Source organism: [Scytonema hofmanni] UTEX 2349 (assembly GCF_000582685.1).
GTDB lineage: Bacteria > Cyanobacteriota > Cyanobacteriia > Cyanobacteriales > Nostocaceae > Hassallia > Hassallia hofmanni.
Genome location: NZ_ALWD01000163.1, coordinates 96,637 through 121,196, shown reverse-complemented (window position 1 = coordinate 121,196; position 24,560 = coordinate 96,637). Strand labels below are relative to the sequence as shown.

Annotated in this window: 9 protein-coding genes; all 9 read right to left on the bottom strand. The window is 36.8% G+C overall.

Annotation, left to right across the window (positions count from 1 at the left end):
- Positions 1-86: 86 nt before the first annotated feature.
- Positions 87-5,831 carry a CHAT domain-containing protein gene (locus TOL9009_RS41910; protein WP_051502751.1) on the bottom strand — a complete coding sequence of 1,915 codons (5,745 nt, stop codon included), beginning with the start codon at positions 5,829-5,831 and terminating at the stop codon, positions 87-89.
- A gap of 72 nt (positions 5,832-5,903) precedes the next feature.
- Positions 5,904-11,630, bottom strand: a complete 5,727-nt coding sequence (locus TOL9009_RS41905; RefSeq protein WP_051502750.1) for a tetratricopeptide repeat protein — start codon at positions 11,628-11,630, stop codon at positions 5,904-5,906.
- A gap of 102 nt (positions 11,631-11,732) precedes the next feature.
- A complete protein-coding gene (locus TOL9009_RS41900; RefSeq protein WP_051502749.1) occupies positions 11,733-17,270 on the bottom strand; it encodes a CHAT domain-containing protein in 5,538 nt (1,845 codons plus the stop codon).
- A gap of 17 nt (positions 17,271-17,287) precedes the next feature.
- Entirely contained in the window at positions 17,288-18,688 is a 1,401-nt protein-coding gene (locus TOL9009_RS0102130) for a CHAT domain-containing protein (RefSeq protein WP_084763069.1), read from the bottom strand.
- A 110-nt stretch (positions 18,689-18,798) separates the two neighbouring features.
- The gene (locus TOL9009_RS37555) at positions 18,799-19,359 is read right to left on the bottom strand and encodes a tetratricopeptide repeat protein (protein ID WP_038295751.1); all 561 of its coding nucleotides are present in this window, start codon (positions 19,357-19,359) and stop codon (positions 18,799-18,801) included.
- 199 nt (positions 19,360-19,558) lie between these two features.
- Positions 19,559-20,230: a tetratricopeptide repeat protein gene (locus TOL9009_RS0102120; RefSeq protein WP_029630861.1), complete on the bottom strand. Its 672-nt coding sequence runs from the start codon at positions 20,228-20,230 to the stop codon at positions 19,559-19,561.
- A 165-nt stretch (positions 20,231-20,395) separates the two neighbouring features.
- Complete coding sequence (locus TOL9009_RS0102115) at positions 20,396-20,887, bottom strand: hypothetical protein (RefSeq protein WP_029630859.1); 492 nt, start codon at positions 20,885-20,887, stop codon at positions 20,396-20,398.
- A 392-nt stretch (positions 20,888-21,279) separates the two neighbouring features.
- Positions 21,280-22,002, bottom strand: coding sequence for a hypothetical protein (locus TOL9009_RS37550; RefSeq protein WP_051502748.1), 723 nt, complete (start codon positions 22,000-22,002; stop codon positions 21,280-21,282).
- Positions 21,995-24,514, bottom strand: coding sequence for a CHASE2 domain-containing protein (locus TOL9009_RS0102105; RefSeq protein ID WP_029630857.1), 2,520 nt, complete (start codon positions 24,512-24,514; stop codon positions 21,995-21,997). The genes TOL9009_RS37550 and TOL9009_RS0102105 overlap by 8 nt, the downstream gene beginning before the upstream one ends.
- Positions 24,515-24,560 lie beyond the last annotated feature (46 nt).

The following is a 24,560-nucleotide window of genomic DNA, read 5'->3' as shown; positions in this document are numbered from 1 at the left end:
GGCGCAGGGCGAATAAAGCGCAACCTCACATAAAATTGGTATAAGTTGCATCAAAGTAGTATATTTCTAGCTTTTGGGAGGATATGCTAAAATTTGGCAGGTGTCCAATCTCCGGAAGGTATAAAAGCAGCCCAGAAAAATGGATGTTGATACTCCTGGGATTTCAACATTTCTAATTGCGTCTGCCGCAAAGCTTCGGAACGTCCTTCATTTTTGATTAATCGTCCGTAATATTTCACCATCAGTTCTTTAGTACCAGAATCGCTGACATTCCATAGACTAATTAACTGACTTTGGGCACCAGCAATGACGATCGCACGACGCAAACCATATACCCCTTCGCCGTTGGTTGCTTTACCTACTCCTGTTTGACAAGCTGAAAGTACGACTAATTTAGTACCCGATAAATTTAAGGAAGATGCTTCTAATGCAGTCAGTACACCATCTTCGCTACCACTGCGAAGTTGATTAGCTCCAGCTAAAGCGATACCGGAACGCAGTAAGGGATTTTCAAAGTTTTTGCTCACCCGACGACTGGAACCTGGGTTGACTTTGATTGCACGATTTTCATCAAAAGTATCGGTAACTTCTATTTTTTCATCGGTGCGAAAGAAGCCGTGGGTAGCGATATGGAGAATACTAGGCGATCGCACTTGTTTCAATGCGTTTTCTGTGGCTTGACTTCCTGTTAAAATGTTTACATTTATACCTCTTTCTTTCAGCAGAGGTAAAATGGCATCTGCTTCTTCCTTTGTTCCCTGTAAGGGACTAAATGTGAGTCTGTTGATTTCTGAGGAGCGTTTTAAATCTTCTTTGTTACCTACGGGTATAAGTGCGTTATTTGCCGCGTTATTAAAATCAATATTCGCCATCATAACAGGTGGTTGAACACTAGATGGCTGATTAGATAATCGCAGTAAGTCACGCCCTGTCGTTAAATAATTAATAGTATAATTTTCTACTAAATAGCGGTTATTTTCATCGACTAAGGCTGCAAAGGGAATTAAATTAAGTTGGCTGTCGGGAGAAAGTAGCAGTTTTCGCTTATCACCCAATAATTTGCGGATTGGTTGCATTAATTGGCTATCCAGACGACGCGCAACTGGTTTAACATCGCGGGATTTACTTTGCAGGATGTCACCAAATTCGGCAATTTCTTGATTGATGGCTTCTGCTTCCCCTAAATCTACCCATTGGGTTGAGCCTTGGGATGTGAGAATGTAGGCAGCATAGCGAGGTTTGCCATAGCGATCGCTTCGTTTTACACCTTTGATGTTGGTTAAGGGTTTATACTGAACAAATTCTACTAAAGCTGTATCCGCAGGTATCAATTTTTGTACTGCTTCAATAGTTACAGGTTGGGTTGTAATGCGAAATTCCGCGCTGCGTTTAGAGAGTTCTGCTTCTAAATTCTCGGCTTTAGTCTTAAGTTGGACAACTTCTTGGCGATATTGTGCGTTAGTAAAATTACTAGGTTTATTGTATAAAAGCCTTGCAAGTTGGGAGTTTGCGTTGGAAAGTTCGTCAAATAGTTTTTGGTTTTCCGGGGTAAGGTTTTGTCGCAACCAGTTTCGACTATCGCTGAGAACATCAAGTATGCGTCCTTTGCGACGGAGGATTGTAGTTAGAGCGAGGTTTGCTGCTTGGGGGTTATTTGGTGCTGACTGGAGGTGGGAAGATATTGCAAAATCACCTGACTCTACAAGTAACGCCATATAATTTTGTTTCTGGCGTTCCGAACCAATGCCAAGGATAATATTGAGATTGCGATCGCCTATTTCTAAACCGCGCTTTCTCAACTCAATCGCACGAGATGTGTCACCTTGGGCATTGTAGTACAAAGCTTGCATTCCCAAGTTATTCACAAAATCGGGATGTTGGGAACCAACGATACTTTCTGTGATGTCAAGAGATTTTTGCGTGAGTTCCACTGCTTTTTGAGTGTTACCCAAAACAAAGTAAGTCCAAGCTTGGTTGCTCAGGTTAATTGCGACTAGGGTATGTTTAGTACCATAGGCTTTCTCGTAAATCGCTAAGGAACGTTGTAACAGTTTAAGAGATTCCTGAGATTTACCCTGCACATTATATAAACTTGATAGATTATTCAGACTGAGAGCAACATCGGGATGATTGGAGCCAAATATTTTTTCTTGAATATCTAAAGCGCGTTTCATTAGAGGTTCAATTTGAATATTCTCTGTTGATTCGCCATATCTCTCTTGGATGTAATATAAAACAGCTAAATTATTAAGATTAAGAGCCACTCTTGGATGGACTTTACCAAATATTTTTTCATTAATAGCTAAAGCACGATTATACAAAGCTTCAGCTTCTCGATAATTTCCTAAATCATCATAAACAGTAGCAATATTACTGAAGCTTTGGGCAACTATTGGATGCTCATCACCAAAGACCTTTTGATTTATTTTTAGAGATTTTTGATATAAATCAATAGCCTCAGTGTATTTTCCTTGTAGTTTATAGGAACCAGCCAAATTATTATAACTTTGAGCGACTAAATAATGTTCAGAACCAAATACTTTAGTGCGAATCTCCAAAGCACGCTGATATTTTGCCATAGCTTCTGGAAAATTATCTAGGTCTTCATATATAGAAGCTATATTATTTAGATTTTGAGCAATAAAATAATGTTCAAATCCAAATTTTTTCTCATGAATTTTCAAAGCTGATTGGAATAATTTTAATGCTTCTGTGTAATTTCCTTGTTCCTTGTACAGAACAGCAATATTATTCAAACTAACAGCAACATCTGGATGCTCAGAACCAAATGTTTTACGGCGAATCTCTAAAGCATTTTGGAACAGTTTTAATGCTTCTGCATAATTACCTTGTTCTTGATAGACAGATGCTAAGTTATTCAAAATTCGCGCAATATTTGGATGTTGAGAACCAAATGTTTTTTCGGCTATAGTTTGGGCATCTTTTAAGTAATCAATCGCTTGCTGATATTTGCCCATGTCTTTATAAATATTTGCTAAGTTATTTAGACTTTGTTCAATATCTGGATGTTCAGGACTAAATATTTTTTTGCGAATAACGAAAGCCAGTTGATAGTTTTTCAGTGCTTCTGAGTAGTTTCCTTGTTCTTGATATAGAGTCGCCAAATTATTAATATTTATAGCAACTTGAGGATGGTCTGGTACTAATACTTTCTCGTTAATTGCTAGAGCTTGTTGATAACATTTTATTGCATCTGAGTACCTTCCTTGTATTTGGTAGGCACGAGCTAAATTATTTAGGCTAAGAGCGACTTCTGGGTGTTCAGATCCCAATGTCTTTTCTTTAATTTTTAACGCACGTTCATACAGAGATAATACTTCTGCATAATTACCTTGGTCTTGGTATAAATTCGCTAAATTCCCAAGAAAGCTAGCATATTCAGGATGTTCAGTACCAAAAGTTTTTGCAAATATTTTCTCAGCACGTTGGTACAGTTGCAGCGCTTCTTGATATTTTCCTTGCTCTTTATAAACCAAAGCTAGATTGTTGAGAATTGTAGCAACTTGAGGGTGTTCAGTTCCAAAATAATTTTCACTTATTGTTTGCGCTCTTTGATATAACTGAATCGCTTCGTGATATTTTCCCTGTATCTGATATAAATCAGCCAATTTTTGCAGAGATTTAGCAAGACTGCTTGCACTATTTCTCAGATAAGTTGCATCCTCCAAGAGTTTAGCATTTGCTGCTTTTGCATATTGTTTCTCATCTATTGTCAACGAGCGCTTATATAGTTCTTCAGATTTCTGATAATCTCCTAATTTTTCATAAGAATTAGCAAGATTAGCTAAATTTCTACTCATTTGGGAACTTTCATTACCCGATGTTTTTTCTGTTATTTTTATAGATGTTTCATATAAAATAATTGCTTTCTTATCATCTCCTAGTAAACTATAAACAATAGCTATATTATTCAGAACGTCAGAATAATTCTCTGCCTGATTAGGATTATTCTCAGCTATTTTTCGAGCGCGTTCATAATAATTTAATGCTTCTTGGTATTTAGCTAAATCCTTATAAACATTACCAACTAAATTAAGGCTCATTGCTACATCTGGGTGTTGTGAACCAAGATTTTTTTCTCGAATCGCTAAAACTCGTTCATAATATGGTAAAGCTTGCCCATATTTACCTTGAGTGCGATACAAAATTGCTAATTCTAAAATATTATCTACAATCTTAATACTATCCTGACCGTGTAAATCAGAATTTATTGCTAGATTGCGTTGAAAAAATGACTCGGCTTGGGTGTAGTTTTTTTGTAATTCGTTTATCTGTCCGAGAGTGCGAAGCATTGAAGCTTCGCGTTCTTTTTTATTGGGTATTTTTTCATAAATTGTTAAAGCTTCCTGGCAAGTATCTAAAGTTTTTTGATAATCTGTCATCAGATAATAAGTATCGCAAAGAGCGCCAAGATTACCAGCTATATCTTTAGGTTCTTTTAATTGTCGAGCAATAGCTAAAGCTTGCTGATAGTATTCTAATGCTTTGGGATAATCTTTTAATTGAATTTTGTAAATACCTCCTATTAAAGATAAAATTGTTTCTTGTGTGTCAGGTTGTTTAAGCTGTTGATAGATTACTAATGCTTTACCTAAAGAATCTAAGGCTAGCTTTGAAGTTTTTTGTTCCAAGTAACTTAAGCCAACGGCAAGTAAAGTTTCGGCTTCAGATTGGCGGTTTTTGAGCTTTTGATTAATGAGTAAAGCCTGTTGAAAATATTCTATTGCTTGAGGATATTGTTTTAAATCATGTTGAGATAAACCAATGGCAAGTAAATTTTCGGCTTCAGCTTCACGTTTATCTAGTTTTCGATTAATGGATAAAGCTTGTTGAAAATAATCTATTGCTTGGGTATATTGTTTTAAATTGCGGTGAGATAATCCCATGTAATTGAGTATAGAAGCTTCTCCAGAGAGATTTCCGCCTTTTTTGATGATTGCTAATGCAGGTTGATAGAATTCAAGGGCTTTATCACCTTGCTTCAAACCTTGATAAACTAAACCATTAAACGTCAAAGCTATTGCTTCTGAACGGACGTTTTTGACTTGACGACTAAGTTGTAAGGCTTGATTGAGTAATTCTAAACTTTCTTCATTTTTCCCTAAAGTTCTATTTAATAAACCTAAATAGGCAATCGTTTCAGGTTCATAAAAACTATCTTTAATTTGTCGTCTAATTTTTAAAGATTCTTGCAGTGGTTCTACTGCTTCTGGAAATTTACCCTGACTAATATAAACTACACCAATATTTGTTAGTGTTTCACCCTCCCCTTTCTTATCATTTGTTTCTCGGCGTATAGTCAAAGCTTTTTGAAAGGTTTCTAGTGCTTTTGAATATTCTTTTAATCCACCATAAGTATCACCCAGATTATCTAAGACATTACCTTCACCTTGGCGATTATTCAGCTTTTGATAAATAGCTAATGCTGGAGTTAATGCTTTCTGCGCTTCTGGATATTCGCCTAATGAGTTATAAACTTCGCCCAAATAATTTAATGCTTCTGCTTCACCTAAAGAATCTTGTTGTTTTTGACGCAGTGCTAAAATTTGTTGAAAAGTTTTCTCTGCATCTCTGAGTTTATATTCGCGTAGCTGGGTGATTCCTGCTTGCAATAATTTATCTGTAGATGTTGATTGAGGAGTAGAGAGAATTGAGTTTTGAGTAATAATTTTTTGTTTAGAAGAAAAAGCTACTTCGGTTATTCCACTCAATAAAACTGTAAGGCTAATAAATGTGCCTAATCGTAAAATTATCAAGTTAAATTTAGTGTTGGTTTTCACGGATTTTTTAGGAAATGATATATTTTGCATGATTTTTTGTCTCTTTTATGCGGGTTGGTGATGTATATTTCTAGCTGTTGGGAGGATATGCCAAAATTGGGGCTAAAATTTAGCAGGAGTCCAATCGCCAGAAGGGATGAAAGCAGCCCAGTAAAAAGGATGTTGATACTGCTGGGACTTCAACATTTCTAATTGCGTCTGTCGCAAGGCTTCGGAACGTCCTTCATTTTTGATTAATCGTCCGTAATATTTCACCATCAGTTCTTTAGTTCCCAAATCATCAACATTCCAGAGACTAATTAACTGACTTTGGGTACCAGCCATCACAAAAGCACGACGCAAACCATATACCCCTTCGCCGTTGGTGGCTTTACCCACTCCTGTTTGACAAGCGGAAAGTACGACTAATTTAGTACCCGATAAATTTAAAGAAGATGCTTCTAAGGCTGTCAGTACACCATCTTCATCAGCACTGCGACGGTTGTTAAACCCAGCTAACGCAATACCAGAACGTAAGAGGGGATTTTGAATGTTTTTACTCACCTTGGAACCAAGTTTGACATTGATTCCGCGATTTGCCACAGCTAAATCTTGAATATCTGGAAAGTCTATTTTTTCATCGGTGAGAAAGAAACCGTGAGTAGCGATATGTAAAATACTGGGCGATCGCACTTGTTTCAATGCGTCTTCTGTGGCTTGATTGCCTGTTAGGAGTTTGACATCTTTTAATAAGGGGGTAATGGCTTCGGCTTCTTCCTTTGTTCCTGGTAAGGGTGAGAATTTTAGTCTGTCAAATTCCGAGGAACGTTTTGTTTGGCGATCGCCTTTTCCCGACAGAGATAAATTACTTGCAGCATTGCCAAAATCAATATTTGCCATCACCACAGGTGTTTGACGGCTGGGTGCTTGGTTTGATAAGCGCAGTAAGTCACGTCCGGTAGTAAGGTAATTAATAGTGTAATTTTCTACCAAATAGCGGTTATTTTCATCTACCAGCGCAGCGAAGGGAATTAGATTCAGCTGGCTGTCGGGAGAAAGTAGCAGTTTTCGCTTGTCACCCAATAGTTTGCGGATGGGTTGCATGAGTTTGCTATCCAAGCGACGCGCAACTGGTTTGACATCGCGGGATTTAGTTTGCAGAATTTCACCAAATTCAGTAATTTCTCGATCAATAGCTTCCGCTTCTCCTAAATCTACCCATTGTGGTGCGCCTTGGGATGTTAGGATATATGCAGCATAATGGGGTTTGCCATAGCGATCGCTCTTTTTTCCAGCTTTGGGATTGATTAAGGGTTGATACAGCGTAAATTCTACTAAAGCTGCATCAGTAGGTATTAATTTTTGCACTGATTCAATTGTGGTAATTTGAGTGACAGTGCGAAATTCGCTGCTACGTTTAGAGAGTTCTGCTTCTAATTTGTCGTACTCAGCTTGGAGTTTTGCAAATTCTTTACCAAAGTTACTAGATTCAGTGTATGTGAGTCTTGCAAGTTGGGAACTGATGGTTGTGAGTTCGTCAAATAATTTTTGGTTTTCTGGGGTAAGGTTTTGTCGTAACCAGCTACGACTATCACTGAGAACATCAAGTATACGTCCTTTCCGGCGAAGGATTGTGGTGAGAGCGAGTTTTGCAGCTTCGGAATTATTGGGTGCTGACTGGAGGTGTAAGGAAACTGTGGTGCTGGTTGAATCACTGATTAACGCCATCATATAGTTTTGTTTTTGGCGTTCTGAACCGATGCCAAGGATAATATTGAGATTGCGATCGCTAATATCTAAACTGCGATTTCTCACTTCAATAGCACGGTTTATATCACCTTGAGCATGGTATGCATAAGCTTGTAATCTTAAATCTTTAACAACACCTGGATGTTGGGAGCCAAAAAAGCTTTCTGTCATCGAAAGCGATTTTTGCAAGAGTTCCAGTGCTTTTTGATTATTTCCTAAAAGATAATAAGTCCAACCTTGGTTACTTAAATTGAGTGCAACTTGGGGATGATTAGTACCATATACTTTTTCCAAGATACCTGAAGAACGTTGTAAAAGCTGAAGAGATTCTTGATGTTTATCTTGGTTATTATATAAAAGAGCTAAATTATTCAGACTGAGGGCAACATCAGGATGATTTGCTCCAAATACCTGTTCTCGGATGTCTAAAGCACGTTGCATCAATTTTTCTGCCTCAGTATTATTTTCCTGGTGATAATAAGTAGATGCAAGATTGCTAGCGATTGTCGCAACCATCGGATGATTACTACCAAACACCTTTTCGCTGACAGTTAAAGCTTTTTCGTATAAAGCTTCAGCCTCTTTATCATTCCCCAAATCACTATATAAATTAGCCAAGTTTTGCAGTGATTGAGCAACTAAGGGATGCTCATCATTAAATGCCTTTTTGTTAATTTTCAAAGCTTCTTGATATAACTTTAGTGCTTCTGGATAATTCCCTTGGGCTAAATATGCACCAGCTAAATTGTTCAGGCTATATGCTATCTGGGAATGTTCTGTACCAAATACTTTTTCATTAATTGCTTTAGCGCGTTGGTGTAATTCTATGGCTTCGTTATATTTAGCCAAGCTTTTGTAGATTTCAGCGAGATTATTGATGCTTGATGCAACATCAGGATGTTCTTTACCAAATGCTTTTTCTTGAATATATAAAGCGCGTTGGCTAAGTTTTTGTGCTTCTGGATAGTTACCTTGCTCTGCGTAGAATAGACTTAAGCTGTTAAGAGTCTTGGCAACATCAGGATGTTCAGAACCTAATATTTTTTCTCGTATAGCTAAAGCACTTTGAAATAAAGGAAGAGCTTCTTTATAGTTGCCTATATCAGCGTAAAGACTAGCCAAATTACTAATACTTCTGGCACTGTTAATATTCTCTATACCAAATACTTTATTCTTAATAGCAAGAGCGCGTTGATGTAACTCTATTGCTTGTTGATATTTTCCTTGTGTTGTGTATAATTCTGCTAAATTATTAAGACTAATAGTGATATCTGGATGTTCGGAACCTAAGAGTTTTTCTCGAATTTCTAAAGCACGTTTATGTAAGGAAAGGGCTTCTTGATATTTACCCTGATCTTGATATACACTTGCCAAATTACTCAAGCTACTAGCAACATCTGGATGTTCATCACCAAATATTTTCTGACGGATTTCAAAAGCACGTTTATATAGATCCATTGCTTGTTGATAATTACCTTGTGTGCTATAGAAACCAGCAAGATTATTGAGACTGCTAGCAACTAACGGATGCTCGTTACCAAATGCCTTTTCCCGAATTTTTAATGCACGTTGATATAAATCCAGTACTTGTTTAAATTTACCTTGCTCTTGGTATAGTATCCCTAATATATTAAGGTTTGATGCAACTTGTGGGTGTTCTGCACCAAAATAATTTTGGTTTATTTGCAAAGCACGTTCTAGCAAAGGTATCGCTTCCTGATACTTTCCTAACTGTCTATAAGCAGAAGCAAGATTACTTAGACTCAAAGCAACATCAGGATGTTCTTTTCCAAATGCTTTTTCATGAAGAGATAAAGCTTGTTGATGAAGCTTTACTGCTTCCGTATAATTTCCTTTATCTTGATATAAATTAGCTAAATTATTAAGACTACCAGCAACTCTTCCAGCTAAAGAATTGATTTTATAATCTTTTTCAGGAGGTTTGGCTGTCAACGCATTCTGATATAACTTTTCACGAATGTTGAAACTACGTTGAAATAAAGTTTCAGCTTCTTGATAATTACCAAAGTCTTGATAGAGAGATGCTAAATTATTAAGCTGATTTGCTAAATTAAAATCACTCCAAAAATCACCATTTTTAGAAATATTTTCCAAAATTGATAAGGCTTGCTTATGATTTAATAAAGCTTCTTGGTATTTTCCGAGATTTCTATATATATTACCTAGATTATTAAGACTAGTTGCAACATCATCATGTTTGGAACCATGTACCTTTTTAGTAATTTCTAAAGCGCGTTGAGCAAATTTTAATGCTTCTTGGTAATTTGCTAACTTGATGTGAATATTAGTCAAATGCCAAATCCGTTTAACAACTTCTGGATGTTCTAAACCATGAGCTTTTTCTGTAATAGTCAAAGCGCGTTGAAAATATGGTAAAGCTTCCCGATATTTACCTTGATTATCATAGACATAACCTAACTTTTGGATATTCTGAATAATTTCAATACTATCAGAACCATGTAATTTTTCTTGTATAGCCAAAACTTGTTTATAATATATTTCTGCCTGAGAGTAATTTTGTTGTTCTTCGTGTATTAATCCTAAATAATTAATAATACTAATATTTGAGGTATCTGGAATTTTGATTTTTTGAAAAAGGCTTAAAGTTTGCTTGCAGCTATCTGCTGCTTGATTGTACTGTTTCAAATCAAAGTGAATATGACATATTCCGTAAAGATTAATAGCTTCAAATAAAGGTAGTTGATTTTCTTGAGAAATTGCTAAAGCTTGTTGGGAATATTCAATTGCTTTTTGATGCTGCTGTAAATTTTTGTAGGTTATTGCTATTGAACTAAGCAGCGTTGATTGTGCCGGAGGATTCTTGAGTTCTCGAAAAATTATCAGTGCCTGCTTGTATAGTTCTAAAGATTTATCAAATTTTTGTTGCTGGTTATAAATAGAAGCGATGTTACTGAGAGTGTCTAATTCTAATTCTCGCTGCTTGATCTCTTGAAAAATTCCTAAAGCTTGCTGATATAATGCTAAGGCTTTGTCATACTGTTGCTGCTTACTATAAAATGAGGCAATATTTATCAAAATTTGAGCTTCTTCAGCACGATTTTTTTGTTTTTGATAAATAGCTAATGCTTTCTGAGCTATTTCTAAACTTTGCTGACTGTATTCAAGTGCTTTTTTAGGCTTCTTTAACTCATTATAAGCATCTGCAATATAAGCAAGAAGTTTCATTTCTTCCAATAGATTACCGCTTTGTTTAGCAAGTACCAATGCTGGTTGCATATACTCTAGTTGTTTGTCAGCTTGTCTTGATAAAATATTAACTGTCGCTGCTGACATTAGTGCAGTACTTTCAGCTTTAGGATTATTTACCTGACGACTAAGCTTTAAAGCTTGATTTAACATCTCAAAGCTTTGGTCAATTTTACCCAAAGCATAGTGACTAAAACCCAATAAAGCAATTGTTTCTGGTTCGTTAAAACTATCTTTAATTTGTCGTCGAATAGATAGCGATCGCTCTAAAACTTCTACAGCCTTAGAAAAATAACCTTGATTAATATAAACCGTAGCAATATTACTTAAACTACTTGCCTCACCCTTAATATCTTTAATTTCTCGCCAAATAATCAAAGCTTTTTGAAAATTATCCAACGCTTTTGAATATTGTTTAAATCCACTGTAGGCATTACCAATATTATCTAGTGCTTCTGCTTCCTGTGGGCGATTATTTAATTTTTGAGCGATTGCTAAAGCTTCTTGAGAAAACTTTAAAGCCTGTGTTGGCTGACTCAATAAATTATAAACTTCGCCTAGATAGTTTAGAACGACAGCATCATTTTGTTGTCGTCTTTGCAATAACACTTGTTGAAAGGTTTTTTCAGCATCCCTGAGTTTATATTCGCGTAGCTGCGTGATTCCTTCTTGCAATAATTTATCTGTAGATGTTGCTTGAGAAGTTGGAGAAGGTGAGTTCTGAGCAATAATTTCTTGCTTGGATTTAAGTGCAGTAGCTGCTGGTATACCACTTAATAATCCAGCAATAGTAATGATTGATGCTACCCTCAATATTGCCAGATTAAATTGATTACCTGTTGAGATTAATTTTGGTGTAATATCTGTTTTCATCTTTAATTTTCCTAAGTTTCAATAAATTTAGCTGACACAATACAAGCATTTATCGATCTATTTTGTGAGCATTAATCATAGCCAAGGCAATTATGACTAGATTTATTCCGACTCCCCAATAAGAGTAAAAGCAGCCCATTGAGATGGACTAGAATATTTTTTCTTAGCGGTAAGCATGGCGTTTCGTAATGCAGTGGCTTTGTCAAGTTTCTGTTGCAAATTTTGATAAAATTCAGTCATTAAAAAGGCAGTTGAACCATCATCTACAGCCCATAAAGAGACAATTACACTGGGAGTACCAGCACTAATTAAAGAACGAGATAAACCAATAACACCATCACCAGTTATTCGACCTCTACCTGTGTCACAAGCACTGAGAACAACCAAATCAGCGTTGATTTTCAGATCGAGAATTTCTTCTGCTGTTAATAGTCCATCGCGCTTTTTATCTTCCTTGGTTAGAGATGATGAGAGGGAATTAGGATTTTCTGGTGTGAGAGCGATCGCACTATCTAATCCTCGAATATCATCAAATAAGCCGTGGGTGGCAAAATGAATAATTCCCGCTTGGGGTAAGCGTTGTACAATCGCTGCTTCTGTAGCGTTATTGCCAATTAAAGCTTGGGTGTTAAATAAGGATGCGATCGCTTTGGCTTCTTTCTCTGCACCAGGTAAGGAAGTTAATTGTTGCGGTTTATCCCCAATTTTTAAGGCAACTTTCGGCATGGTAGGATTACCTACAATGAGTGGAGATGTGAAATTAAGCTCTGCTGCCACACTTGTTGAACTTTTCCTTACCTTTTGACGTTGCTGACGGGTTAAATCTAAAACCTGAATTGAGGGTGAGGTGAGAATAGTATGTTTTTCTATCAGATATTTACCCTTTTTATCCTGCAATGCGGGGAAGGGTACAAGAAATAATGAATTTTGAGGTATGAAGATTACTTTGTCAGTTTCTTTTTTAGGTAATAAGTCAGCGATAGGATTAATTAACAGTTCATGTAGTCGTTTTAAATTATTTTCCCCTTTGGATAAACTGGGTTTGTAAGATACTTGAATCCCGCGACTTCTAACACCGATTGATTGACGACTGATGGTAACGAAGCTATTTAAATTTATATTTTCTTTTTGCCACAGAGGTTTAAGGTCTGCTTTGCGGAATGTAACTTCACCTGTAGGTTTTATCACCCAGATATATAGCTCTGATTCTTTGGTTTCTTGTCTATCTGCTACTTTGAAGTCATCAGTAATAATTGAATATTGTACCAATGTGGCGTTTTGTGATTTGGCAGTTTGTTTAATTTGGTCAATATTTGGTGGGTTAGATAATTGTTCTTGAGGGTTAGAAGATACTTGAGAAGCGAGTAACTCTACAAAGGCACGTCCTCTTCCTCGCTCGGCTATTTCTAAAGCTGCATCAGTTTTATTCTGAGCAATAAGAACTTGTTGCAGAGTATTATATGCACTTCTTTGCGTTTCAAAGATAGAGACTTTGCTAGTATCATTTAATTTTGTATTTCGGAGATATTCATAAACTTTAATTCCCTCGTACAGAGTTTTTTCTGCTGCGACAATATCACCAGATTTGTAGAGAGCAAATCCTAAATTATTTAAAGCGGTTCCCTCTCCCAGAAGATATTTAATCTCTCTAGCTTTACTTAAAAACTGCTGAGAATAATCAATCGCTTTTGGATAGTTTGCAAGAGAATAATAAACAACACCTAGATTACCGAGAGCGTTGCTCTCACCTTCACGATCTCCAATCTCTCTAGCAATTACTAAACGTTGCTGATGGTACTCAATCGCTTTCGGGTAATTTCCCTGCTTCTGGTAAACCATACCAAGATTTCCCAGGACGCTACCCTCTCCTTTGCGGTTTTTAATCTCTCTGGCAATTACTAAACTCTGTTGGTAAAAATCAATTGCTGTTTGGTAGTCTCCTAAAGAAACGTAAGCATTGCCGAGATTACTCAGCTCACCACCTTCGCCTTTACGGTCTTTAATATCTCTAGCTATAACTAAACTTTGTTGGTGGTAATCAATTGCTTTTTGGTAGTCTCCTAAAGAAAAGTAAGCGCTACCAAGATTACCCATTGCTGCGCTCTCACCTCGACGATTTTGAATCTCACGAGCAATCGCCAAACTTTGTTCATGATACTCAATCGCTTTTGGGTAGTTTCCTAAACTGTCATAAGCAAGACCAAGATTACCCAATGCTGCGCCCTCACCTTGACGGTATTTAATCTCCTTTGCGATCGCCAAACTTTGTTCATGATACTCAATCGCTTTTGGGTAGTTTCCTAAACTATCATAAGCAAGACCGAGATTACCTAGAGATTGTCCCTCGCTTTTACGGTCTTTAATCTCACGGGCGATCGCTAAACATTGCTGGTAGTAATCAATCGCTTTTGGGTAGTTTCCTATAAAATAATAAGCATTACCAAGATTACCCAGGGTTTTCCCCTCATTTTGTCGGTTTTTTATTTCTCGGTAGATTTGTAGTGCTTGTTGCCAAGAGTCTAATCCAGCTTCAAACTGACTAGTTTGAAATTGCTGAATACCTTGATTAAATAACCTATCAGCTTCCGCTTTGCGGTCAGTATTAGTCTGGGCGAATATCTGCGATGCTACTGGTAAATTAGAAGCTGAATAAATGGAATTTTGAACAAAAGTAGTATTTTGTAATTTAGTATTTTTTTGTTTTTCTAATGGTTGAGGTGATTTGAAATCATCGTTAGCAGTTAAGCGAGACGCCAATAACTCTACAAATGCTCTAGCACGACTACGTTCGGCTATTTCTAAAGCTGCATCAGTTTTATTCTGAGCGATGAGGACTTTTTGTAAAATATTATATGTATTACGTTGGGTTTCAAAAATTGAGATTTTCTCACTATCCTTTAATTCTCGACCTCGCAGAGATTCCAAAACTTTTATGCATTCAATTAGGGTACTTTCGGCTAAAGTTAGTTTTCCTTGTTTGTAGAAAACAAGTCCTAGATTATTCAGCGATTGACCTTCACCAAGACGGTCTTTTATTTCCCGTGCAATTTTCAACCTTTGCTGTTGGTAATCAATGGCTTTGGGGTAGTCTCCCAAAGCACCATAAGCAGTACCAAGATTCCCTAGTGCTGAACCCTGACCAAGACGGTCTTTTATTTCTAGTGCGATCGCTAAACTTTGCTGGTAGTAATTAATGGCTTTGGGGTAGTCTCCCAAGGTATCATAAGCAGCACCTATATTTCCCAGTGATTGACCCTCACCAAGACGGTCTTGAATTTCTCGTGCTAGAGCCAACCTTTGTTGTTGATACTCAATGGCTTTAGGGTAGTTTCCTGAAGCTTGGTAGGCAATACCAAGATTCCCCAATGCTGCACCCTCACCATTACGATATTTGATTTCGCGGGCGATCGCTAAACTTTGTTGATGGTACTCAATTGCCTTGGGGTAGTCTCCCAAGGAATGGTAGGTATTACCGAGATTTACAAGTGAAATACCCTCTCCACGACGGTCTTGAATTTCTCGTTTAATTGTTAAGCTTTGTTGATGATACTTAATGGCTTCGGGGTAGTTTCCCAAGGAATGGTAGGCATTACCAAGATTTCCCAGTGAAATAGCTTCTCCGCGACGGTTTTTTATTTGTCGGTTAATTACCAAGGCTTGTTGATGGTACTTAATTGCTTTGCGGTAGTTCCCTAAGGCATCATAGGCAATACCTATATTTCCGAGTGATTGACCCTCACCAAAACGGTCTTGAATTTCTCGTGCGATCGCTAACCTTTGTTGATGGTACTCAATGGCTTTAGGGTACTTTCCCCAAGCATCATAAACAAGACCTATATTTCCTAGAGCATCACTCTCACTTTGAGGGTCTTTTATTTCTCGTGCAATTTTCAAATTTTCATTGTAATAGTAAAATGCTTTCTGATAATCCCCCAAATCGATATAAGCGTTACCAAGATTGCCCAGTGCTTTTCCTTCGTTTTGACGATTTCCAATTTCTCGAAAGATATTCAATGCATTTTCTTGATACTCAATAGCTTTTCTATATTCTCCAAAAGCATCATGAACAAGACCAATATTAGCCAGCACTTTCCCTTCACCTTGACGGTCTTTGATTTCGCGGTAAATTTGTAGTGCTTGCTCCCAAAGCTTCAATGCTGCTGTAAGTTGACTTGTTTGATACTGCTGAATACCTTGATTCAATAACCTATCAGCTTCCGCTTTACGCTCATTATTAGTCTGCGCTAATATCTGCGATGCTGTAAATACTAATGGTAAATTAGAACTAGAAAAAATTGAATTTTGAACAAAAGTAGTATTTTGTAATTTAGTATTTTTTTGTTTCTGTAATGCTTGAGGTGATTTTAAATCATCGTTAGCGTTAGCAGTCAAGCGAGATGCTAATAACTCTACAAAAGCTCTAGAACGACTACGTTCAGCTATTTCTAAAGCTGCATCGATTTTATTCTGGGCGATGAGGACTTTTTGTAGAGTATTATATGTATTGCGCTGGGTTTCATACAATGAAACTTTTTGATTATCACCCAATTTACTATCTCGAAGAGATTCTTTTACCTTCAATGATTCGATAAGAGTTGTTTCTGCTAAGGCTAACTTACCCTGTTTGTAGAAAATATTGCCTAAATTATTTAGTATTTTTCCTTTGCTAAGAAGGTTTTTTGTTTCCTCTGCAATTAATAAAGACTGTTGTAAATAATCAATAGCTATTGGGTAATTTCCCTGTTCACTATAAACATTACTCAAGTTTAATAAGTCTATTCCCTCACCTCGACGGTCTTTGAATTCCCGTGAAATTCTCAATCCCTGTGTAAAATACTCAACCGCTTTGGAGTAATTTCCTTGTTTCCAATAAACCCGACCTAAACCATCAAGCGCTGTACTTTCAGCATAAGGACGTTTGATATCCCGGAAAATTTTTAATCCCTGTTGGAAATATTCAATTGCTTTCGCATAATCTCCCTCATACCAGTAAATCTCCCCCAATTCTTTTAAGGCGCTCCCCTCTTCTAAATCATTTTTGACTTCCCGTGCTATTTTCAATCCCTGCTCTACATAGTCAATTGCTTTTTGATAGTCTCCCAATTTGCGATACACAGTACCCAAGTCTTGTAATGCATTACCCTCCTTCTGCTTGTCTTTTAATTGCCTTGAAATTATTAAGCTTTGTTCTGCATACTCAATTGCTTGCGGGTAATTTCCCAGCCCAGAATAAGCACTACCAAGATATGAAAGTATCCAAAACTCGATGTCAGGCTTTTTGATCGAGCGTGCGATCGCCAGAGACTGTTGAAAGTATTCAATCCCTTTAGGAAAGTTTCCCAAGTTGATGTATACGTCACCGAAAGCGGACAATGCCATAGCCTCACCTCGACGGTCTTTTATTTCCCGATAAATTTGAAGTGCTTGCCCATGAGACTTTAAAGCTAGCTCAACCTTACCGAATCGACGATAATCGAATCCTTCGTTCAAAAGCCGATCAGCTTCTGCTTTACGCTCAGTATTACTCTGCGCCAAAACCCGCGACGCAGCAAACACCATCGGCAAACTAGAACCCAACGAAGTCGAAACAACAGCCAACAGACAAATAAACACACCTAACCCAAGCTTGCAGGAACGCATCGTCATACCTCACACCACTACAACAAACCAATCAACGTAAAAGCAGCCCAATCTTGAGGATTTGGATACTTTTTCATCGTTTCCAGCATCGCTTGACGTAATGCACCCGCTTTATCCGTATTTTTCCTTAAATTACCATAAAACTCAGTTATAAGAAATGCTGTCTTCATATCATCAACGTCCCATAGCGAACCAATGACGCTATCCGCACCGGCGGCTAAAAAAGCACGAGAAAGCCCAATGACACCATCACCTGTGATTTTTCCCAATGCTGTATCGCAACCAGCCAAAACAACTAAATCGGCTTTGAGGTTTAAATTCTGGATTTCTTCAGTCTTCAACCAACCGTCATCTCGCTCGGAGGAAGCAAGGGCAATCACACCAGGAGAGTTTTCTTCAACGCAATTATTGGGTAAAGTATATGTGGCGAGGTGAATAATTCGCGCTTGGGGCATTTTCTTCACAATTGCGGTTTCTGTGGCAGCATCACCTATTAATGGTTGAGCTTGGAACATCTCTGCAATGTTTTTGGCTTCTTTTTCTGCACCTGGTAACGGTGGAACTTTACAGATTTCCTTTCCTGTTTTAAAGGGTGTTTTTGGCGCCGTCGGATTTCCTACTATTAATAATTCATCACCTGTTATATTTGTAGGGATAAATGATTGTTCACCCTTCCCTTTATTTTTTCGTTGATAGAGTAAATCTAATATCTGAACTGACGGTGCAGTAGAAATAGTATGTTTCTCAATCAAATACTTACCTTTTTCATCTTGCAAAGCTGCAAAAGGAACGGAGAATAAATCACCTTGAGGAATAAAAATTAGTGGTTCATTTGGTTTTTGTGGCAGTAAATCAGCGATTGGTTTAATTAATATTTGATGCAGCTTTTGCAAGTCAGTCCTGGAAAAGTTTTTATTTGGATTGTATTTTAATTTAACTCCTTTTGTAACTTCGCTTCTTGCACCAAGGTTGTGTCGATGTCTTTTAAATAAATTAAGGAATGAATTTTTTTCTATCTCTCCCAAGGCTTTTAAGTCAACTTTACGAAATTGCACATCACCTGTAGGTTTAATTACCCAAATATATAATTCAGATTCTTGAGCCTCTGTTTTTCCATTAACTACAGATTCATCAGCAATAATTGAGTATTGAACAATTGTGGCATTTTGTTGTTTAGCAACCTGCTTAATTTGCTCTGTGTTTAATGTTTCTGAAGATTGGGAAAATTCTTTCGTTAATGGTTTCGTGATTTGCTTAGTTGCAGTTTGCTTAAAACTAATTTTATTTAACTGTAATGCAGGCAATTTATCGTTAGCGATCGCACTGTTATAACTAGCTGTAATAGTTGTCATAATAAGCAATGTGGGAACAACTTTAGTAATCAAGTGGGGAAAATATTCTGTTGATGTTTTCATCATGTTTCTATTGGTGAAAGATTGTTTTTAGAGTTGAAAGTACTGGTAAATAGTGGTGCGTTACATTGACAATAACGCACCTTGCTAATCGAATTATTCAATCTCAAATTGTTCTAGCTAGTCTGAATTTTTTCAATCATATCTTGTGCTTTTTTCGCCAATTCTGGTTTTCCTTGCGCTTTAAAAAGGCTAATTGCCTGATTTAAATCTAAAATTGCTGCTTCTTTATCGCGTAATTGATATCGACTAGCAGCCCGGAAAAAATAAGCATGAGCAAATTTAGCATCAAGCGCAATTACTTGGTCAAAATCTGACTTTGCTGCCTCATATTTATCCGTAGATAAATATGCAATTCCTCTACCAAAATAAGCGTAAGTAGCACTCTCATTATTACGTTCAGTCTGTAGAACTTTGTTAAATGCTTCAATTGCTCCTTTATAATCATTTTTATTTAAGAGGTCATAACCCTGCGATAATTGAGTTTCAACGCTGGAACTATTGCCACTTGTGTTAGCTGGTTTTAGTTGGGAATCTCGAATCTGTGGTTTTTCTTGCAACGGTGAAACTTGTGCTGCCAATTGATTTGGATTTTGGAAGTTTTGAGCATCCGCTTTAGCACTATAAAAACTTGCTCCCAATACAACCAAAGTAACTGCTAATTTTAACCCTTTCATTGTCATGTCTCCTGTGTGTTTACAAATTGGTTACTGTTTCAAGATGATGTATTTCTGAGAGTTGAGAGGATATGCAAAAATGTTCCATATTTGCTTGTCCTTACTCCCTTGAAATGAGCTTGATTCATTAGCCAGAAGCTAGTAACCCCTGGCAATTAAAAGCAGAGAAAACAATCAACATCTCAATCAAAAACAAGTTTTAAGCTGTATGAATTTCTTTCAATACATTTAATGCTAGTTCCGCAGCTTCAGAATCTCGTTGTTTTTGATAAAGTTCCGCAGCTTTTTGTAAATCAGATTTTGCTTCATCTGTTTGAGCTAAATTCGCTTTAGCGATACCTCTCCAAAAATAAGCGTGAGCAAATTCAGGTTTTCTTTTGATAGTTTGCTCAAAATCTGCGATTGACTCACGATATTTTTCCAGTTGAATGCGAGCCAACCCTCTGCCAAAGTAAGGATAAGCGGGACTAGGGTCAATACGTATCGCTTGCTCAAAATCTGCAATTGCTGTTTCATATTGTCCTAAATGGCTGTAAGCAAATCCTCGAAAGAAGTAAGCGGCAAAGTTATTTTTGTCAAGTTTTAAGACTGCATTAGAACCTTCAAGTCCTTTTTGAAAATTTCCTTTATCTAAATCTTCCGAGATTTGAGTTAATAAAGCATCTACATTATTACCATTACGAGCTTTGGGAGAAGAATTGAGCTTGGATAGTGTTTGGATTTTAGGTAGTTTTGATTGGGGTTTTAATTTAGTATTTGCCTGTGTCACATACGATGCATTAGAATCGCTTAGGCTACCCGCAAAAGTTTGGGGAGTAAAAAGGATTGTTGCGACAACTGCGATTAGTGCTGCTAATTTTAAGTTTTTCATTTTGTCTACTCCTTGATATTTGTTGATGTTGGATTGATCTTAGATGAATGAAGTTTTACTAAGATAAATGCACCCGTTGAAATTATGTTTTGCTCGCTTACAGGGATATGTATTTCTAGAGGAAAAGAGGATATGCCAAAATGTATCTCTCTTTAACCAAAACTTTTAAAACCGATAACCTACACCAGTTTTCCAAAGTGTTCCTCCCCCATTGGCGAAATAAGTTGCATCAGCATACAGCACGACATCTTTGCTAACTGCACCTTCTGCACCACCTTGCAATACTGCTCCTGTACCGAAGGAAGCTGAGGAAGTGCTATCGTTTACAGTCAGCGCAGAACCACCAACTCCTGCATAAATATTTACGTCTTTTGCCACACCGATGTCATAAGTAACTGTAGGTATCACTAGAGTTGCACAGACATCACTTTCACAAGCACCTGTTGCAGTAGCACGGATAGAAATTGGTGAATTTTTAAAGTCAATACGTCCTGTCACCGCAGGTAGAACACCACTTCCATCTCCGTTAATTCCCACTCCGATATAGCTTCCATCCATTCCAGTTGCAGCACTTGCTGATTGAGTTGAAAATAAAATTGGAATGCAAGCGATCGCAGAAGCAGCAAAAACAGTAGCTAGAGATTTGAAAGCCTTCATTGTTGTATACTCCTTAATATTTGGGATGAGAAAAGTTGTACGAAAACGAACGATTAAACCTGTTAAAATAGATGAATTACAGGTTAGTTCTGACTTGAGGTGATTCCTCTTTGTCCGCTCGTATTTATATATTTCTGAGCTTTGCGAGGATATGCCAAAATTTGAGATTTTTCTGAGGAAGTGCTTGCAAATTAGCTCATGAATTAGCTCAGAATTCTTATAAAATAAGGCTTTAAGCTATTTGATATTTTTTTGTAAATTTTCGAGAATATTTTTCTTTTATCAGAGTTTTTGTCTCTCCAGAAAACCTGGACTGAGAACACACATAAAAATACCCAGATAATTTATCTGAGTATCTTCTAAAAATATGATTGCTGCTTTATGAACACTTTCTACTTGTCGCACTCTGTTTTCATCTGTTGTAGAATGGCTTTGCGTGTTTTAAGTAACTCAGCAGAAGGTTTTTCTACGGAGTAAGCTTGCTGTAACGCATCAGCCCAGAGTTCTTGCTGTATAAAATAGTCAGCCTTTGTGAGTGCGATCGCTTCCCCATTGGCTCCTTTATATTGATTCTCTAGAGATTTTAATTCATTGGTAATGCGATCGCGTTGTTGTGTTTCCATGACTTGAAATGGAATATTTGCAGTCACCTGCATTTCTCCAGTTGTAGAATCTTTATTCCACACCACCCAAAAGTATTTTAAACCTGGTTGCAAGGATTCTCCTGTATAATTTATAAATTGCTGCCCTGGTGCGATTTTCTGAGTCCAAAGCTTTGTTTTTCTATCCTTATTCAAGCCTACTTCGAGAGGGTTTCCTTGCCAAAGAAATAAAGGACGGTTATTCCAAACAACTCTAGTTTTATCCATAGGAGCATCTGGGGATATCATACAAACAGAATTTGGTGTAGATGAACCAGGATCACGACCAACAGCTTTACGTGGTTTAACAGGGGGTTTTGGTTTCGATAAAGGTAAGAAAATATTAACCCAAGAAAGAGTAGGGTTAGTTTTTTTTGTTTCCGCTTTTGAATTCAGGTTAGGCAATAAAGGCAAACAAGTAATATTTATCGTCAAAAGTAATAAGCAAGGCTTGACATAATTGAAATTATTCATCAACTTTTTTCCTTAAAAATGCTGGCATTACGTATAACCAAATCGTCAGCGATGGTAAAAACCAAGGTAAAATCACCGCGATTGATGAAAGATAAATTTGCAAACTGACCACACCATAAACTACTGTCAATGCACCGGAAACTAATAAAATTTGTAACTTGATATGTGGATTAATTTGTATTATAAAATATAAAGTTTTACCAAGCAAAATAGCTATTAAAATCATCCACAAATCTGGGATAGGTACAACCATCCTGTTATTTAACAAGTGATGTACTTTATAAGCATGAATTTCACCACCAGTCAATACCTCATTGCTATTTTCCGGATTTTCTAAGCGTCGCCATAATTCTATCGCAGGAGGTAAATTAAAGTTATCTTCTCCATCTTTCGACATTCCTGCTTCACCATATCCCCCTGGTGCAATGATGACTATTTGATTTTCGAGATTAGATATAGCTGGATTTTTGTTGCTATTTTCTAACAATTGCCAAGCAGGAATAGTGCGATATACCTGATTTGGAGGCACAGAAAAATCAACTATTGGATGTAACCACATTTGACTAAAATAATAGCTAAATTTTGTGATTGGCTGTAAATGAATTCGCGGTGATGTAAAGCTAGTAATATGCTTAAGATTATTTTCCTTCAGAAACTGTTCAATCTGCTGACTGAAGTTTGTTTTACTATTTAATTGAGGTTGGGGTGGTTGTAGTGCTTGCGTATCTGCAACTGTAATCACTCCTTGTTGTTTTTTATTTGTTGTAATAGCTGTTTGTGGTTCTAGCTTCTGTAACTGATACGATATTGCTAATAAATTAGAAAAGTATAATGGGGATTTATATTTATCTGCTAGGGATAAAAGTTGCATATAACCTGGTATAACCTCAATTTCCCCTCGCAAAGTCCAATTAGGACTAGCAATTTCAGGTAAAACTTTCAGCCTTTCTCCAGTTCCAGCATTAGTTTCTGCCAAAACAAACCATGTTGACTGAGATGAATTCACTCCACTTTGAAGAGATTTCGCTAATACTCTATCATTCTCTCCCTGGTATCGATCCAATAAATAATCAATGCCGATTACCCTAGCACCTTTTGCTCGCAATTTATCAATTATCCTGGCAAAATATTTTCTATCCATCTGTCTTGCATTGGACAGTTTTGAGTCTTTTGTTGCATCCCTAAGTGATTTTTCATCAATTTGTACCAATAAAACTGGAGGAGTTTCTTTTGCTTGAGTTTGTCCTGTTAATTGACGATAAATAGCTTGTACTCTTAAACGCTGTGCTAATAAATTATTCTGTATAGGCAACTGTGTAGTAATAATAAATAAAGCTGAAAGAGCAATAGTTTCAAGTCGAGATGGACTAAGTTTTCGTAAGTTTTCAATAAAACTGGGATTAAAGTGAAATAAGTTTGCCTCTGGATGGAGAAATAAAGAAGGAATAAGATATGCACTCGGATACGTCAAATTATCTTCTAATTTCAGATGCTGACAAGCTGATGTTAAGGCTTCTTGTACATCTTTATATTGAGCCAATATTTGTAGAAAATGTAGCAGAAAGTCAGAAGCAACTTTATTATGAACTGGTTCACGCATAATAGCTACTTGACTTAATCCTAAATCAATCAGTGTGTTAGCAATACTCAAACCATTACAAGAGTTAAATAAAGCAAATTGCAAACCTTTTTCTAAAGCTTGATTTAATAAAGGTATAATTTCACTAATTGATAAAGTTGTGTTAGGGGCAATTGAAATTTCTCCACCTGTCAAAGTTGTTTCATTGCTATGTCCAGCGAATAATAAAATATCCCATCCCAATTCTGATGTAATAGCTTCTTTTAGTTCAGCTTTGAGTTCATCAATATTTTTTCCTGGTTGCCATCCGACAAATTTAATTTCAACAATGCGTTTAAGTTTTTGAATCGCTTTCTTTTCAGCTTCAAAATTTAAGCCTGTATCATCACCTAAAATTACTAAAACTCTAGATTTACCGTGACGGGTATGATTTTGTTTGGCTACTGATTTATGGATATTGATAGGACTGCGAACAATATTAATTTTGCCAAAAGAAAAAGCTAATTCTGTACAAATCTCCCAACTTTCCCAAGGTAAGCGTGCTAATTCTAAAGCATCACAAGTCAGAAAAAGATTAATATTTGCCGATTGGGAATTCGCAGATAATAATGATACTTGAGTTATTGCTGACCTAATTTCATATAGTTCGCTACTACGCAGCCAACTATGAAATTCAGATAGAAATTTTGCCTCTGCTTGTACTAATTTTGCGTGCCAATCAAGAGTTGGTGTTTGAAGAGTGCCGGAATTTTCTACCCTCCCTCGTAAAGATGTTTTGTAAAAACTTAGATAGGTGCGTTGCCATTCTTGATAGAGAAATGTCAAGCTTTCAGGATAGGGAATTTTGGCACTGAGACGTTGTGCGGTTCCCCAAGTTAATTCAAATAAGCAAACCTGTTCGATGCGTTGTACTTTGAGATGAAAGTTAGTCATTTGTGATTTGTGGTTTATTATTTGTTAGTTGGTAGAGATGCAATTA

Coding starts and splice junctions, on each gene's coding strand:
- TOL9009_RS41910 (WP_051502751.1), bottom strand. CDS start 5,831: ATGCAAAATATATCATTTCCTAAAAAATCCGTGAAAACCAACACTAAA.
- TOL9009_RS41905 (WP_051502750.1), bottom strand. CDS start 11,630: ATGAAAACAGATATTACACCAAAATTAATCTCAACAGGTAATCAATTT.
- TOL9009_RS41900 (WP_051502749.1), bottom strand. CDS start 17,270: ATGCGTTCCTGCAAGCTTGGGTTAGGTGTGTTTATTTGTCTGTTGGCT.
- TOL9009_RS0102130 (WP_084763069.1), bottom strand. CDS start 18,688: ATGATGAAAACATCAACAGAATATTTTCCCCACTTGATTACTAAAGTT.
- TOL9009_RS37555 (WP_038295751.1), bottom strand. CDS start 19,359: ATGAAAGGGTTAAAATTAGCAGTTACTTTGGTTGTATTGGGAGCAAGT.
- TOL9009_RS0102120 (WP_029630861.1), bottom strand. CDS start 20,230: ATGAAAAACTTAAAATTAGCAGCACTAATCGCAGTTGTCGCAACAATC.
- TOL9009_RS0102115 (WP_029630859.1), bottom strand. CDS start 20,887: ATGAAGGCTTTCAAATCTCTAGCTACTGTTTTTGCTGCTTCTGCGATC.
- TOL9009_RS37550 (WP_051502748.1), bottom strand. CDS start 22,002: ATGAATAATTTCAATTATGTCAAGCCTTGCTTATTACTTTTGACGATA.
- TOL9009_RS0102105 (WP_029630857.1), bottom strand. CDS start 24,514: ATGACTAACTTTCATCTCAAAGTACAACGCATCGAACAGGTTTGCTTA.